Origin of the sequence: Enterobacter sp. BRE11 (genome assembly GCF_031844285.1) — a bacterium.
Lineage (GTDB): Bacteria > Pseudomonadota > Gammaproteobacteria > Enterobacterales > Enterobacteriaceae > Pantoea.
Map to the genome: position 1 here is coordinate 106981 of NZ_JAUZUX010000011.1, position 14618 is coordinate 121598.

Sequence of the window (14618 nt, forward strand, 5' to 3'; positions counted from 1 at the left end):
AACAGAGTAAGTATAGTTGCCGCTGCGATTTTTCTCTGGCTCAGGACGGCTGATTGTCTGCCGGAAACAATGCAGGTAGACTTCCACCCCTTATTTGTATAAGGAGTCATCACCATGAGCGAAACGGCAAGCTGGCAGCCGAGCGCACCCATTGCCAATTTGTTGAAACGTGCCGCTATTCTCGCGGAAATTCGACGTTTCTTTGCCGATCGCGGCGTCCTTGAGGTCGATACGCCAGCGATGAGCCAGGCGACCGTCACCGATATCCATCTGGTGCCCTTTCAGACGCGCTTTGTCGGTCCCGGCGCGACGCAGGGACGCGATCTCTGGCTGATGACCAGCCCGGAATATCATATGAAGCGTCTGCTGGCGGCAGGCAGCGGGCCCATCTATCAGATGAGCCGCTGTTTTCGCAACGAAGAGGCGGGGCGCCACCATAATCCTGAATTCACCATGCTGGAGTGGTATCGCCCGCATTACGATATGTATCGCCTGATGAACGAGGTAGACGATTTGCTGCAGCAGGTGCTGGAGTGCGACAGCGCGGAGTCGCTCTCCTACCAGCAGGCATTTATTCGCTATCTCGATCTCGACCCGCTATCGGCCGATAAAGCGCAGCTGCGCGAAGCGGCGGAGAAGCTGGGCGAGGGCGAGCTGGCGAACCGCGAAGAGGATCGCGATACCCTGCTGATGCTGCTGTTTATGCTGGGCGTGGAGCCGAAGATCGGCATCGATAAGCCAGCCTTCGTTTATCATTTTCCTGCCAGCCAGGCGGCGCTGGCCGAAATCAGCACCGAGGATCACCGCGTCGCGGAGCGTTTCGAGGTCTACTATAAAGGCGTTGAGCTGGCGAACGGCTTCCGCGAGCTGACCGACAGCCGCGAGCAGCGTCAGCGCTTCGAGCAGGATAACCGGCGGCGCGCGGCGCGCGGACTGCCGCAGCATCCGGTCGACACTTACCTGCTGGATGCGCTGACGCACGGCATGCCCGCATGTTCCGGCGTGGCGCTGGGGGTGGATCGTTTGATTATGCTGGCGTTGAAGGCGGATTCGCTGAGCGAGGTTATCGCCTTTCCGGTAGATCGCAGCTAAACAAGATAGCGGGACGCTTTCTTCTGGGTAGGGCGATTACGCGAGTAGCGGGAACCGATCGCAAAGTCGCTCAAGGCATCCATGCGCGCTCGGCCCGCGACATCCCTGTCGCGGGACGCTTTGCTCTTCGGTTCCCGCTACCCGCGTTTTAATGCCGGTGCGGCCGGAAAGACGTTCGGTTAATTCCCGCTGTCGGGAAACTCCTGAATGGTCACCGGCAGCGTCAGCTTCCGATCGTTGCGCAGCACTTCGACTTTAATCACTGAGCCTGGGCGAATCTCCGCCACCTGATCCATCGTCTCCTGCGCGGAGAGGGCTGGCTTGCCGTTCACGCTCAGCAGCACGTCGTTGACCTGGATGCCCGCTTTTTCCGCCGGTCCGTCCGGCGTCACCACGCTGACGATAATGCCCTGCACGTGATCGATGCCGCTGCCCTGGTTGTGCAGCGCAGGCAGCTCGCGTCCGGTAATGCCGATATAGCCGCGGATAACGCGGCCGTCGCGGATCAGCTTATCCATAATCTTGCTCGCCAGCGCGGTCGGGATGGCGAAGCCAATGCCTTCCGGCGTTTCGCCGTCATTGCTTTTATCAAAGGTCAGGGTATTGATGCCCATCAGCTCGCCCAGCGAGTTAATCAGCGCGCCGCCCGAGTTACCCTGGTTGATTGAGGCGTCGGTCTGCAGGAAGTTCTGGCGTCCTGATGAACTCAGGCCGACGCGGCCCGTGGCGCTGATAATGCCCTGCGTAACGGTTTGTCCGAGGTTATAAGGGTTGCCGATAGCCATCACCACGTCACCGATATGCGGCACGCGGTGCGGGTTAATTGGGATCACTGGCAGGCTGGACGCGGTAATTTTCAGCACCGCCAGATCGGTCATGACGTCGGAGCCGACCAGATTGGCCTCAAAAAAGCGCCCATCCTGCAGCGCCACGATAATCTGATCGGCGTTATTAATCACATGCTTGTTGGTCAGGATATAACCTTTGGCGTTCATGATCACGCCGGAACCGAGCGTAGTGATGCCGCGATTATTATTGCCGCCGTGGGCGCTACGGTTGTAGACGTTGACCACCGCAGGCACGGCGCGGCGGACGCCGGCGTTAAAGCTGAAAGGCGTCTGGTCTTCGCTGTCGTCACGGTCGAGAAGGGCGCTGGTGCCGCCCATACGCAGTGCGGGCAGGGCCGCAAGCAAAATGCCGGCGACAATCAGGCCCAGCACCACTGAACGCAAAAGTTTAGGAAACATGGTGTTAACTTACGCCAGGGGGAGATCGCAGGGCAGAATAGCACGAGAAAGGCGAACAAACACGCGCTTGTGTTGTTCGCCTGTAGCAGGAATTAACGCAGCAGCAGGTAGATAGACTCGTCGCCGCGCACCACGTTCAGCGCCAGCACCGGCGGTTTGCCTTCCAGCACTTTGCGCATTTCAGCCAGGCTGGTGACGCGCGTGCGGTTAACGCCGACAATCACATCGTCTTTCTGCAGACCGACCTGCTCAGCCGGGGTGCCTTTTTCAATGCTGTCGATCTTCACGCCCTTGTCGCCGGTTTTGGTCGCGCCGTCGCTCAGCATCGCGCCCTGCAGCGCAGGGGACATGAGCTGCGCGCTGGCCGTGGACTGTGCGCTTTGCTCCAGCGTCACCTCTACCGAAAGCGGCTTGCCGTCACGCAACAGGCCAAGCTTCACTTTCTCGCCTGGCGCGGTCGTGCCCACTTTCACACGCAGCTCGGCAAAGCTGGTGATCGGCTTGTCGTTAATCGAGGTGATAATATCGCCTGACTTGATGCCCGCTTTCTGCGCGGCGGACTGCGGCAGCACTTCCGAGACGAACGCGCCGCGCTGTGCATCGACGTTAAACGCCTTGGCGATATCCGCCGTCATCTCGGTGCCTTTGATGCCGAGCTGACCGCGCTTCACTTCGCCATATTTAATCAGCTGCTGCGCCAGGTTCATCGCCATGTCGCTCGGAATCGCAAAGCCGATGCCGATATTGCCGCCGCTCGATGCCAGAATCGCAGTGTTGATGCCGATCAGTTCACCGTTGAGATTAACCAGCGCGCCGCCGGAGTTGCCGCGGTTAATTGCCGCGTCGGTCTGGATAAAGTTCTCCAGCCCTTCGAGGTTTAGTCCGCTGCGACCCAGCGCAGAGATGATGCCGGAGGTCGCGGTCTGACCCAGCCCGAACGGGTTGCCGATCGCCACCGCAAAGTCGCCCACTTTTAGCTGATCGGAGTCGGCGATTTTCACCTGCGTCAGGTTTTTCGCCCCTTCGACCTGAATCAGCGCGATATCGGTCTGTTCGTCATGACCGATCAGCTTTGCGTCATATTCGCTGCCGTCGCCAAGCTGCACGCTGATTTTGTCCGCACCGTTGACCACGTGGTTATTGGTCAGGATATAACCTTTAGCGGCGTCGATAATCACGCCGGAGCCCAGGCCTTCGAACGGCTGTGCCTGATCGCCGCCAGGCCCCTGGCCGAAGAAGCGTTTTAACGGCTCCGGAATATCCTGCGCCTGGCTGGCGGTTTCCGTGCCTTCAACATGGACGCTGACCACCGCCGGCAACACTTTTTCCAGCATCGGCGCCAGGCTCGGCAACGGCTGGCCCTGAATCTGCGCGGGCAAGGTCGCCATCGCCGCAGGCGTGGCGGCCAGGCTCATTCCGATACTCAAGGCTAATGCGCTTAACAGACGTGCTTGTTTTTTCATTGCTAGAACGCTCTCGCTGCGAAAAGTGGGGAGTAAACGTATGTGACAGCTGATTCAGGGTTTGGGTTCGCAAAAATGCGGGGCGCAACCGGATTACGCCCCAATAAGACTAGTCGCGCGCGGCGCGTTCGCCACGCAGCAGGCCAGAGGCGCCCTCGGAGTAGTCGCGCGGGATCTGGACGGGTGCCTGATCGTTATCCGCTTCCGCTTCGGTCAGCTGATAGGCAAAAGGGTTTTTCTCGCCCGGCAGGTTCGGCAGCAGATCGTTCGATCCTTTCGCCATGTGCTGATAGAGCTGGCGGTAATCGCGCGCCATGTTGTCCAGCAGCTCGGCGCTCTGCGCGAAGTGGTTGGTCAGCTCTTCGCGGTAGTCCGCCAGCTCTGCTTTGGACTTCTCCAGCTCGTACTGCATGCTGCGCTGCTCGCGCAGTTTTTTATTACCGAAACGCATGGCAACCGCGCCGACAATAATGCCAATGACTAAACCAATTAACCCGTATTCCCAGGTCATAATGACTCCCATGTAATTTCCGTTGTTTGTAGGGCATCCACCATTTCAATAATAGTCACTATACCCGTTAATCTTATGGATGTGGAACTCTGAGGCGGCATGCCTTAGTGTAGAGCGGCCTTTTTTTCATCAACCGATCTGTGAATAAGACCTTTTCAGGGATTCTGAGAGAACCAATGCAAACCTCATCTCCGCTTGCGCGCTATGAGCAAGCGCTGTCGCAGGGCGACTTTAAACCCGATGATGTACAACGCGATGCCATCACCCGACTGGACGCCGTTCAGCGGGCCTTACTCGCGCGTCAGCCCGAACCGCCCGCCAGCGGCAAAGGACTATTTGGCCGCCTCTCCCGACTGATGGGCAAAGAGAAAACCGACGTGCAGACGCCGGTGCGCGGCCTCTATATGTGGGGCGGCGTAGGACGCGGCAAAACCTGGGTCATGGATTTGTTTTTTCAGTCTATTCCTGGCAACCGCAAGCTGCGCCTGCACTTCCATCGCTTTATGCTGCGCGTGCATGAAGAGCTAACCCAGCTGCAGGGAGAGAGCGATCCGCTGCTCATCATCGCCGACCGCTTTAAAGCCGAAACTGACATTCTCTGCTTCGACGAGTTTTTTGTCTCAGATATTACCGACGCCATGCTGCTCGGCACCCTGATGGAAGCGCTGTTCGCGCGCGGCATTACGCTGGTGGCAACCTCGAACATTCCGCCAGACGATCTTTACCGCAACGGCCTGCAGCGCGCGCGTTTTCTGCCGGCAATTGAGCAAATTAAACAGCACTGCGACGTGATGAACGTCGATGCCGGCATTGACTACCGGCTGCGCACCCTGACCTCGGCGCATCTGTGGAACTCGCCGCTGAACGAGGCGACGCACGCCGAAATGGAGCGCATGTTTAAGGCGCTGGCGGGCAGCGCGCGCGATGATGCGCCGGTGCTGGAGATTAACCACCGCCAGATGGCGACGCTGGGCGTCAGCGAAGGGGTGCTGGCGATCGACTTCCTGACGCTGTGCGGAGAAGGGCGCAGCCAGCATGACTATATTGAGCTGTCGCGCCGTTTCCACAGCGTGCTGCTCTACGACGTACCGGTAATGATTTATAAAACCGAAGATCAGGCGCGCCGCTTTCTGGCGCTGGTGGATGAGTTCTACGAGCGCCACGTCAAGCTGGTGGTCGCGGCGGAAACGTCACTGTTCGAAATCTATCAGGGCACGCGACTGAAATTTGAGTATCAGCGCTGCCTGTCGCGCCTGCAGGAGATGCAGAGCGAGGAGTATCTGCGGCTGCCGCATCTGCCTTAAGGGCGCGCAAGAAAAAGATCAAATAGGGTTCGATTTTTGCAATCGACTTCTCTATAATCTTGCGACCCCACGTTACAGCAACTGGATTTATTTCCCGAATCCGTTGTGCTCCGGTAACTCTATCCGAAGGGGTGGGCTTGCTGGTCAAAATGGTCGTGTGAGCCTCAACCGTTTACTTAAGCGTTTGGGTTTTCACCAACGTGTAACTTAATTTGGGTAAGCTTTTCGATGAAAACTTTTACAGCTAAACCAGAAACCGTACAGCGTGACTGGTATGTTGTTGACGCAACTGGCAAAACCTTGGGTCGCCTGGCGACTGAACTGGCGCGCCGTCTGCGTGGTAAGCATAAAGCGGAATACACTCCGCACGTTGATACTGGTGATTACATCATCGTTCTGAACGCTGACAAAGTCGCCGTTACTGGCAACAAGCGTACTGACAAGATTTACTATCACCACACTGGCCACATCGGTGGTATCAAACAGGCGACCTTTGAAGAGATGATTGCTCGCCGTCCTGAGCGTGTGATTGAAATCGCGGTTAAAGGCATGCTGCCGAAGGGCCCGCTGGGCCGTGCAATGTTCCGTAAGCTGAAAGTTTACGCGGGCAACGAGCACACCCATGCGGCACAGCAACCGCAAGTTCTTGACATTTAATCGGGATTACAGGCAATGGCTGAAACTCAAAACTACGGCACTGGTCGCCGCAAAAGCTCTACCGCTCGCGTATTTATCAAGCCGGGCAGTGGCAACATCGTTATCAACCAACGTTCTCTGGAGCAGTATTTCGGTCGCGAAACTGCCCGCATGGTCGTTCGTCAGCCGCTGGAGCTGCTGGACCTGGTTGGTAAATTCGATCTGTACGTCACCGTTAAAGGTGGTGGTATTTCTGGTCAGGCAGGTGCGATCCGTCACGGCATCACCCGCGCTCTGATGGAGTACGACGAATCTCTGCGTGCTGAACTGCGTAAAGCGGGCTTCGTTACCCGTGACGCACGTCAGGTTGAACGTAAGAAAGTCGGTCTGCGTAAAGCACGCCGTCGTCCGCAGTTCTCCAAGCGTTAATTGTTTGCGGCTTCGGCTGCTGCGATTGGCACAAAAAACCCGCTTCGGCGGGTTTTTTATTTCCTGGCCCGTCACGTCAAAAAACGCGTAAAACCCCCACGCTGCTCGCAAATTCCCCGCAAATCTCGAATCCTCGCCCACAAGCTGCCCAAAATCTGGTAAACTCTGTGTCACTTTGCGCCCATCAGTCGGCGTGTGATGTCGGTCAACCCTCAGGATGTCGGAAAGACAGATCTAACGCGGGCTGTGAGCGAACGATTGAGCAGGTGAGTCGCCGTGTGGTTGGCTATTCGCAGTAACTTTTTGTGAACAAACTTGGAGGTTTTCATGGCTGTCGCTGCCAACAAACGTTCGGTAATGACGCTGTTTTCCGGTCCTACTGACATTTTCAGCCATCAGGTACGCATCGTACTGGCTGAAAAAGGCGTTAGTGTAGAGATCGAGCAGGTCGAAATGGATAACCTGCCGCAGGATCTGATTGACCTCAACCCGTATCGCACTGTGCCGACGCTGGTAGATCGCGAACTGACGCTGTATGAATCCCGTATCATCATGGAGTATCTGGACGAGCGTTTCCCGCATCCGCCGCTGATGCCGGTCTATCCGGTTGCGCGCGGCGAAAGCCGTCTGATGATGCACCGCGTCGAGCAGGACTGGTATAGCCTGATGCACATCATCGAAAAAAGCAGCGGCCAGGAAGCGGAAGCCGCACGCAAACAGCTGCGCGAAGAGCTGCTGGCGATTGCGCCGCTGTTCGCCCGCACGCCGTTCTTTATGAGCGAAGAGTTTAGCCTGGTGGACTGCTACCTGGCGCCGCTGCTGTGGCGTTTGCCGTCAATGGGCATTGATCTGGCTGGCGCTGGATCGAAAGAGCTGAAAGGCTATATGAATCGCGTATTTGAGCGTGACTCTTTCCTCGCTTCTCTGACGGAAGCGGAACGTGAAATGCGCCTGCAAGCCCGGGGCTAACCTATGGAAATGTCGCAACTCTCAGCCCGCCGTCCTTACCTGCTTCGCGCGTTCTATGACTGGCTGCTCGACAACCAGCTTACGCCGCATCTGGTGGTCGACATCAATCTGGAAGGGGTTCAGGTGCCGCTGGAATACGCGCGCGATGGACAGATTGTGCTGAATATTGCGCCGCGTGCGGTCGGCAACCTGGAACTCGGTAACGACGAAGTGCGCTTCAACGCGCGTTTCGGCGGCGTGCCGCGCCAGGTCTCCGTGCCGATGGCCGCTATTCTGGCAATCTACGCGCGTGAAAACGGCGCGGGCACGATGTTTGAGCCAGAACCCGCCTACGAGCTGGGTGCGCAGGAGGTCGAAGAGACGCCGGTCGATCCGGTGATGTCTGTGATCGATGGCGACCGCCCGGACGACGCCAGCGAAGACGATCCCTCACCGGATGACGATCCGCCGCCGCGCGGCAATCGCCCGTCGCTGCGGGTGGTGAAATAACCTGTAAAAAAGCCGGCTGCGATAGCCGGCTTTTTTGTTGCTGTGTGAACCTTACACTTCCAGATAGTCCATGATGCCTTCGGCGGCTTTACGCCCTTCAGCAATCGCTGTCACCACCAGATCTGAACCGCGCACCGCATCGCCGCCGGCGAAGATTTTCGGGTTGCTGGTCTGGAAGGCGCTTTCAGCCTGTTCCGGCGCGATAATGCGTCCCTGACCGTCCAGCTCTACGCTGAAGTCGGCCAGCCACTCCATTTTGTGCGGACGGAAGCCGAATGCCATGACGACCGCGTCTGCGGGCAGCACATGCTCGGAGCCCGGCACGATTTCCGCGCGGCGACGTCCTGCCGCATCCGGCTGGCCCATCTCGGTGCGCGCCACTTTGACGCCGCTGACGCGACCGCTGGCGTTGATTTCGACGCCCAGCGGCTGCACGTTGAACTGGAACTCCACGCCCTCTTCACGCGCGTTTTTCACCTCGCGCTTCGAGCCCGGCATGTTGGCTTCGTCACGGCGGTAGGCGCAGGTAACGTGCGTCGCACCCTGACGGATTGAGGTACGTACGCAGTCCATCGCGGTATCGCCGCCACCCAGCACCACGACGCGCTTGCCTTCCATACTGATGTAAGGCTGTTCCTCCTGCTGCGCAAAGCCCATCGTATGCTTCGTGTTGGCAATCAGGAACGGCAGCGCGTCATAGACGCCCGGCGCATCTTCGTTTTCCAGACCACCGCGCATTGACTGGTAGGTGCCGACGCCCAGGAAGACGGCGTCATAGCTGTTTAGCAGGTCGCTCATCTGCACGTCGCGGCCCACTTCTGTATTCAGTTGAAACTCAATGCCCATCCCGGTAAAGAGTTCGCGGCGCTTGATCATCACCTCTTTTTCCAGCTTAAACGACGGGATGCCGAAGGTCAGCAGGCCGCCGATTTCCGGATGGCGATCGTAAACCACCGCTTTGACGCCGTTGCGCGTCAGCACGTCCGCGCAGGCGAGGCCCGCCGGACCCGCGCCGATAATCGCCACGCGCTTGCCGGTCGGTTTAACGTGCGACATATCGGGACGCCAGCCCATCTCCATCGCTTTATCGTTGATGTAGCGCTCGATATTGCCGATGGTGACCGCACCAAACTCATCATTCAGGGTGCAAGAGCCTTCGCACAGACGATCCTGCGGGCAGACGCGTCCGCACACTTCCGGCAGGCTGTTGGTCTGATGCGACAGCTCCGCCGCTTCGATAATGCGGCCTTCGTTCGCCAGCTTCAGCCAGTTAGGAATGTAGTTATGAACCGGGCACTTCCACTCGCAGTAAGGGTTGCCGCACGAGAGACAGCGATCGGCCTGCGCCTTTACCTGGCTGTCAGAAAAGGGCTCATAAATTTCGACAAACTCAATTTTACGAATTTTCAGCGGCTTCTTTGGCGGGTCAACGCGCTGCAGGTCGATAAATTGATATACGTTTTGACTCATCGTAACCTCTTACGGCTATCCCGTCCGGCGGGCCGCGCCGGACGGAGCAAACTATTACTGTGCCTGCACGCGCAGCTCGGCTGCGGAACGACTGCGGTGACCCAGCAACGCTTTGACGTCGCTGGACTTCGGTTTAACCAGCGCGAAGCGCGACGACCAGAGCGGCCAGTTGGCGAGGATCTCTTCGCCGCGGCTGGAGCCGGTGTGCTGTACATGCTCGGTGATCAGGCCGCGCAGGTGTTCCTCATGGATCGCCAGCTCGTCGACGTTGAGCACTTCCACCAGCTCCGGGTTGACGCGCTTGCGGAACTCGCCGTCTTCATCCAGCACGTAGGCGAAGCCGCCCGTCATGCCGGCGCCGAAGTTAACGCCGGTGCGGCCCAGCACGCAGACGATGCCGCCGGTCATATATTCGCATCCGTTGTCGCCGATCCCTTCTACCACCGTAATCGCGCCCGAGTTGCGCACGGCGAAACGCTCGCCCGCGCGGCCTGCGGCAAACAGCTTGCCGCCCGTCGCGCCGTAGAGGCAGGTGTTGCCCGCAATGGTCGCTTCGTGGCTGCGGAACGCCGAGCCGACCGGCGGACGGATTGCCAGCATGCCGCCAGCCATTCCCTTGCCGACGTAGTCGTTGGCGTCGCCGGTCAGCGTCAGTTCGACGCCGCCAGCGTTCCATACGCCGAAGCTCTGACCGGCGGTGCCGGAGAAGTGCGCGCGGATCGGATCCGCCGCCAGCCCCTGATCGCCGTGGATCGCCGCGATAGCGCCGGAGAGCGTCGCGCCGACGGAGCGGTCGGTGTTGCGAATGTCGAAGAAGAAGGTCTTGCTCTGTCTCGCTTCTACAAACGGCATCGCCTGGTCGTGCAGCGCTTTATTCAGCTCGCCTTTGTCGAAAGGCGGGTTGCTGCCTTCGGTGCAGTGCAGCGCTTTGCCCGGCATCGGCGTCGCGGTTTTCAGCAGCGACGAGAGATCCAGGTTCTGCTGTTTGGCGGTGAAGCCGTCCAGCTCTTTCAGCAGATCGGTGCGGCCGATCAGGTCAGTCAGGCGTTTCACGCCCAGGCTGGCCATCAGCTCGCGGGTTTCACGCGCAATGAACTCAAAGTAGTTGGTTACCTTGAAGGGCAGGCCGTGATAGTGATTCTTACGCAGCTTGTCGTCCTGGGTCGCTACGCCGGTCGCGCAGTTGTTCAGGTGACAGATACGCAGGTATTTACAGCCCAGCGCCACCATCGGACCGGTGCCGAAGCCGAAGCTTTCCGCGCCGAGGATCGCCGCTTTGATAATGTCGAGGCCGGTTTTCAGGCCACCGTCGACCTGCAGACGGATCTTATGCCGCAGACCGTTGGAGACCAGCGCCTGCTGGGTTTCCACCAGACCGAGCTCCCATGGGCAGCCCGCATATTTCACCGAGCTTAGCGGACTGGCGCCGGTGCCGCCGTCATAGCCAGCGATGGTAATCAGGTCGGCATAGGCTTTTGCCACGCCGGTTGCAATGGTGCCGACGCCTGGTTCAGAGACCAGCTTCACCGAAATCATCGCTTTAGGATTCACCTGCTTCAGGTCGAAAATCAGCTGCGCCAGATCTTCGATCGAGTAGATGTCGTGATGCGGCGGCGGGGAGATCAGCGTGACGCCCGGCACGGAGTAGCGCAGCTTCGCGATATACGGCGTGACTTTGTCGCCCGGCAGCTGGCCGCCTTCGCCTGGCTTCGCCCCCTGCGCCACTTTAATCTGAATCACGTCGGCATTGGCCAGATAGGCTGGCGTCACGCCGAAGCGGCCGGAAGCGACCTGCTTGATACGCGAAACTTTGTTGGTGCCGTAGCGCGCCGGATCTTCGCCGCCTTCGCCAGAGTTAGAGTAGCCGCCGAGCGAGTTCATCGCTTCGGCCAGCGCCTCATGCGCCTCTGGGCTGAGTGCACCGATAGACATCGCCGCGGTGTCAAAACGCTTAAACAGCTCGCTGGCCGGCTCGACCTCATCAATGTGAACGGATTCAGTGCCTGGCTGCAGCGCCAGCAGATCGCGCAGCGTTGCCACTGGGCGCTCGTTTACCAGCTTCGCATAGGCCTGATAGTCGCTGTATTCGCCGCTTTCTACCGCGCGTTGCAGCGTACCCACCACGTCCGGGTTATAGGCGTGATACTCGCCGCCGTGCACATACTTCAGCAGGCCGCCCTGGTCCAGCGGCTTGCGCTGCAGCCAGGCGCGTTTCGCCAGGTTGGTCAGATCCTGCTGGAAGTCGGCGAAGCTGGCGCCGTTGATGCGGCTGACCACGCCCTGGAAGCAGAGGCGCGAGACATCGGCATGCAGGCCCACCGCTTCGAACAGTTTCGAGCAGCGATAGGAGGCGATGGTCGAGATGCCCATCTTGGACATGATCTTGTAAAGGCCTTTATTGATGCCGTTACGGTAGTTCAGCATTACCGCGCGATAATCTTTTTCGATCACGTTGCTGTCAACCATCTTCGCCAGTGACTCATAGGCCAGATAGGGATAGATAGCCGTCGCGCCAAAGCCGAGCAGTACGGCAAAATGGTGCGGATCGCGCGCGCTGGCGGTTTCAACAATAATGTTGGCGTCGCAGCGCAGGTTTTTCTCAACCAGACGCGTCTGCACCGCGCCGACGATCATCGGCGCCGGAACCGGCAGGCGGTTTTCGCCGATGGCGCGATCGGAGAGCACCAGCAGCACGGTGCCGTCGCGCACCATGCGTTCAGCCTCATCGCACAGCACGTGCATCGCCTGTTCCAGGGTTTGCGTCGCCGGGTCGAAGGTGCAGTCGAGCGTGTCGGCGCGATAGTACTCGCCTTCCATGGTGGTCAGCTGATTAAAGTCTGACCACAGCAGGATAGGGGACTTAAAGCTGACGCGATGCGCCTGGCCTTCCGCTTCGCAGAAGACGTTCATTTCACGGCCGATGCTGGTCGCCAGCGACATCACATGGTTTTCACGCAGCGGATCGATCGGCGGATTGGTCACCTGAGCGAACTGCTGGCGGAAATAGTCATAAATAATGCGCGGGCGACTGGAGAGCACGGCAAACGGCGTGTCGTCGCCCATCGAGCCGACCGCTTCCTGGCCGTTTTCGCCCAGCACGCGAATAATAGTGTCGAGCTCTTCGCTGCTGTAGCCGAACTGCTTCTGATAGGTCGCCAGCAGCGGATCGTTCAGCTCGCGGCTGCCAACCTGGTCGTCAGGCAGATCTTCGAACGGCACCAGACGCTTAACGTTTTTCTCCATCCACTCTTTATAGGGATGGCGACTCTTCAGATCGTTGTCGGTTTCCGCCGAATGGAGGATGCGACCGATACGGGTGTCGATCACCATCAGCTCGCCCGGACCGACACGGCCTTTCTCCACCACTTCATCCGGCTGGTAATCCCAGATGCCAACTTCGGAGGCGCAGGTAATCAGCTTGTCCTTGGTGATCACGTAGCGCGCCGGGCGCAGGCCGTTACGGTCAAGGTTACAGGCGGCGTAGCGGCCGTCGGACATGACGATGCCCGCCGGGCCGTCCCACGGCTCCATATGCATGGAGTTGAAGTCGAAGAAGGCGCGCAGCTCCGGATCCATATCCGGGTTGTTCTGCCAGGCGGGCGGCACCAGCAGGCGCATCGCACGCACCAGGTCCATGCCGCCGTTCAGGAACAGCTCCAGCATGTTGTCCATCGAACTGGAGTCGGAGCCGGTTTCATTAACGAACGGCCCGGCGTTCTGCAGGTCGGGGATCAGCGGCGTATTGAATTTATAGGCGCGCGCGCGCGCCCACTGCCGGTTACCGGCAATGGTATTGATTTCGCCGTTGTGCGCCATATAGCGGAACGGCTGTGCCAGCGGCCAGCGCGGCACGGTATTGGTGGAGAAGCGCTGGTGGAACAGGCAGATAGCCGATTCCAGGCGCAGATCCGCCAGATCGAGATAGAAGCGCGGCAGGTCGGCCGGCATACACAGGCCTTTATAGATATTGACCTGGTTTGAGAAGCTGCAGATATAGAACGCTTTATCATCGGTTTGTTCGATACGCTTTTCCGCGCGGCGACGCGCCATATAAAGGCGACGCTCCATATCGCGCGGACGCCAGCCGGCCGGGGCGTTAATAAAGAGCTGCTGAATGCGCGGCATAGAGGAGAGGGCAATCTCTCCCAGGACGTCCTGATTGACGGGCACGTCGCGCCAGCCGACCACAGAGAGGGTTTCACGGACCACTTCCTCTTCCACAATGCGGCGGCTCGCCTGAGCCTCTTCCTCATCATGGCTGAGGAACAGCATGCCTACGGCGTAGTTTTTCGCCAGGCGCCAGCCTTTCTCTTCCGCAACGACGCGGAAGAAGCGGTCAGGTTTTTGTAATAACAGACCACAACCGTCGCCGGTCTTGCCGTCGGCAAGGATCGCGCCACGGTGTTGCATACGGGCCAGCGCATGGATAGCGGTACGCACTACCTTATGGCTAGGTTCGCCTTCTATATGGGCGATGAGGCCGAAACCACAGTTATCCTTTTCAAGGGATTTGTCATACAACATTTCAGTGAACCTCCCCAGGCTCTGTGGATTCCCTTTGGTCGGGCTACGGGCGCAGAAAGTGCTAAGCGACAGGCTGGCGCGCATCGTGCGCTGCACTCCTGTGTCGCCCCATCTGTCTGGCCTTTGGCGTCGTTGTCACAAGCATCGTGGTCTTGTTACAGGGGGAATCTCTGTTACTGCATAAATATGACGAGTTGAGTACCCGTCCAGAAAGCTTCCAGCGGATTTCCAACTTATCGGGAAAGCGGAATAAGGTCAAATAGCATTCCTGGTCGTCTTTTTAGCGAGGAGTTATCAATTAACTATATGAATTTTATCGTCTTTAATGCGAAAAATGCGGTGATCAGCCACTGTGTCTGCCCGGCCGAAATGTGAACTGTCTCACTATCATGCAGCGGTCATATCCCTTAGGCGTGCTGGTTTGATGTGCTTTGACAGCAGAATGTGCTGAATAGCAGATTTCCCGCACATCATGTATCTGTTT

General features: G+C 58.6%; 11 protein-coding genes. 6 read left to right on the top strand and 5 right to left on the bottom strand.

Going from position 1 to position 14618, the window contains the following annotated elements; genetic code table 11:
* The first annotated feature begins 114 nt into the window (after positions 1-114).
* Complete coding sequence (epmA, locus tag Q9R34_RS13490; RefSeq protein ID WP_485894341.1) at positions 115-1092, top strand: elongation factor P--(R)-beta-lysine ligase; 978 nt, start codon at positions 115-117, stop codon at positions 1090-1092.
* Positions 1093-1271: 179 nt separating this feature from the next.
* Here the strand turns inward: epmA and degS are convergent, their stop codons facing one another.
* The 3 genes from degS to zapG form a co-directional block, all read right to left on the bottom strand.
* Positions 1272-2339: an outer membrane-stress sensor serine endopeptidase DegS gene (gene degS, locus Q9R34_RS13495; RefSeq protein ID WP_485894343.1), complete on the bottom strand. Its 1068-nt coding sequence runs from the start codon at positions 2337-2339 to the stop codon at positions 1272-1274.
* 92 nt (positions 2340-2431) lie between these two features.
* On the bottom strand, positions 2432-3802 hold the full coding sequence (gene degQ / locus Q9R34_RS13500; RefSeq protein WP_434124259.1) for a serine endoprotease DegQ: 1371 nt from the start codon (positions 3800-3802) through the stop codon (positions 2432-2434).
* 109 nt (positions 3803-3911) lie between these two features.
* Positions 3912-4313 (bottom strand): Z-ring associated protein ZapG, encoded by a 402-nt coding sequence (gene zapG / locus Q9R34_RS13505; RefSeq protein ID WP_033749631.1) that lies wholly within the window; start codon positions 4311-4313, stop codon positions 3912-3914.
* 176 nt (positions 4314-4489) lie between these two features.
* Between zapG and zapE the strand changes: the two genes are divergently transcribed.
* The 5 genes from zapE to sspB all read left to right on the top strand — a co-directional run bounded on the left by zapE (position 4490) and on the right by sspB (position 8140).
* Entirely contained in the window at positions 4490-5617 is a 1128-nt protein-coding gene (gene zapE, locus Q9R34_RS13510) for a cell division protein ZapE (RefSeq protein ID WP_485894345.1), read from the top strand.
* A 228-nt stretch (positions 5618-5845) separates the two neighbouring features.
* On the top strand, positions 5846-6274 hold the full coding sequence (gene rplM / locus Q9R34_RS13515; RefSeq protein WP_033793286.1) for a 50S ribosomal protein L13: 429 nt from the start codon (positions 5846-5848) through the stop codon (positions 6272-6274).
* Positions 6275-6289: 15 nt separating this feature from the next.
* Entirely contained in the window at positions 6290-6682 is a 393-nt protein-coding gene (rpsI, locus tag Q9R34_RS13520) for a 30S ribosomal protein S9 (RefSeq protein ID WP_031375459.1), read from the top strand.
* Between the two features lie 327 nt (positions 6683-7009).
* Complete coding sequence (sspA, locus tag Q9R34_RS13525; protein ID WP_033793297.1) at positions 7010-7651, top strand: stringent starvation protein SspA; 642 nt, start codon at positions 7010-7012, stop codon at positions 7649-7651.
* 3 nt (positions 7652-7654) lie between these two features.
* Positions 7655-8140: a ClpXP protease specificity-enhancing factor gene (gene sspB, locus Q9R34_RS13530; protein WP_434124262.1), complete on the top strand. Its 486-nt coding sequence runs from the start codon at positions 7655-7657 to the stop codon at positions 8138-8140.
* Between the two features lie 51 nt (positions 8141-8191).
* Here sspB and Q9R34_RS13535 read toward each other — a convergent pair whose 3' ends face one another.
* On the bottom strand, positions 8192-9610 hold the full coding sequence (locus tag Q9R34_RS13535) for a glutamate synthase small subunit (RefSeq protein ID WP_485894349.1): 1419 nt from the start codon (positions 9608-9610) through the stop codon (positions 8192-8194).
* A 54-nt stretch (positions 9611-9664) separates the two neighbouring features.
* Positions 9665-14134 (bottom strand): glutamate synthase large subunit, encoded by a 4470-nt coding sequence (gene gltB / locus Q9R34_RS13540; RefSeq protein ID WP_485894434.1) that lies wholly within the window; start codon positions 14132-14134, stop codon positions 9665-9667.
* Positions 14135-14618 lie beyond the last annotated feature (484 nt).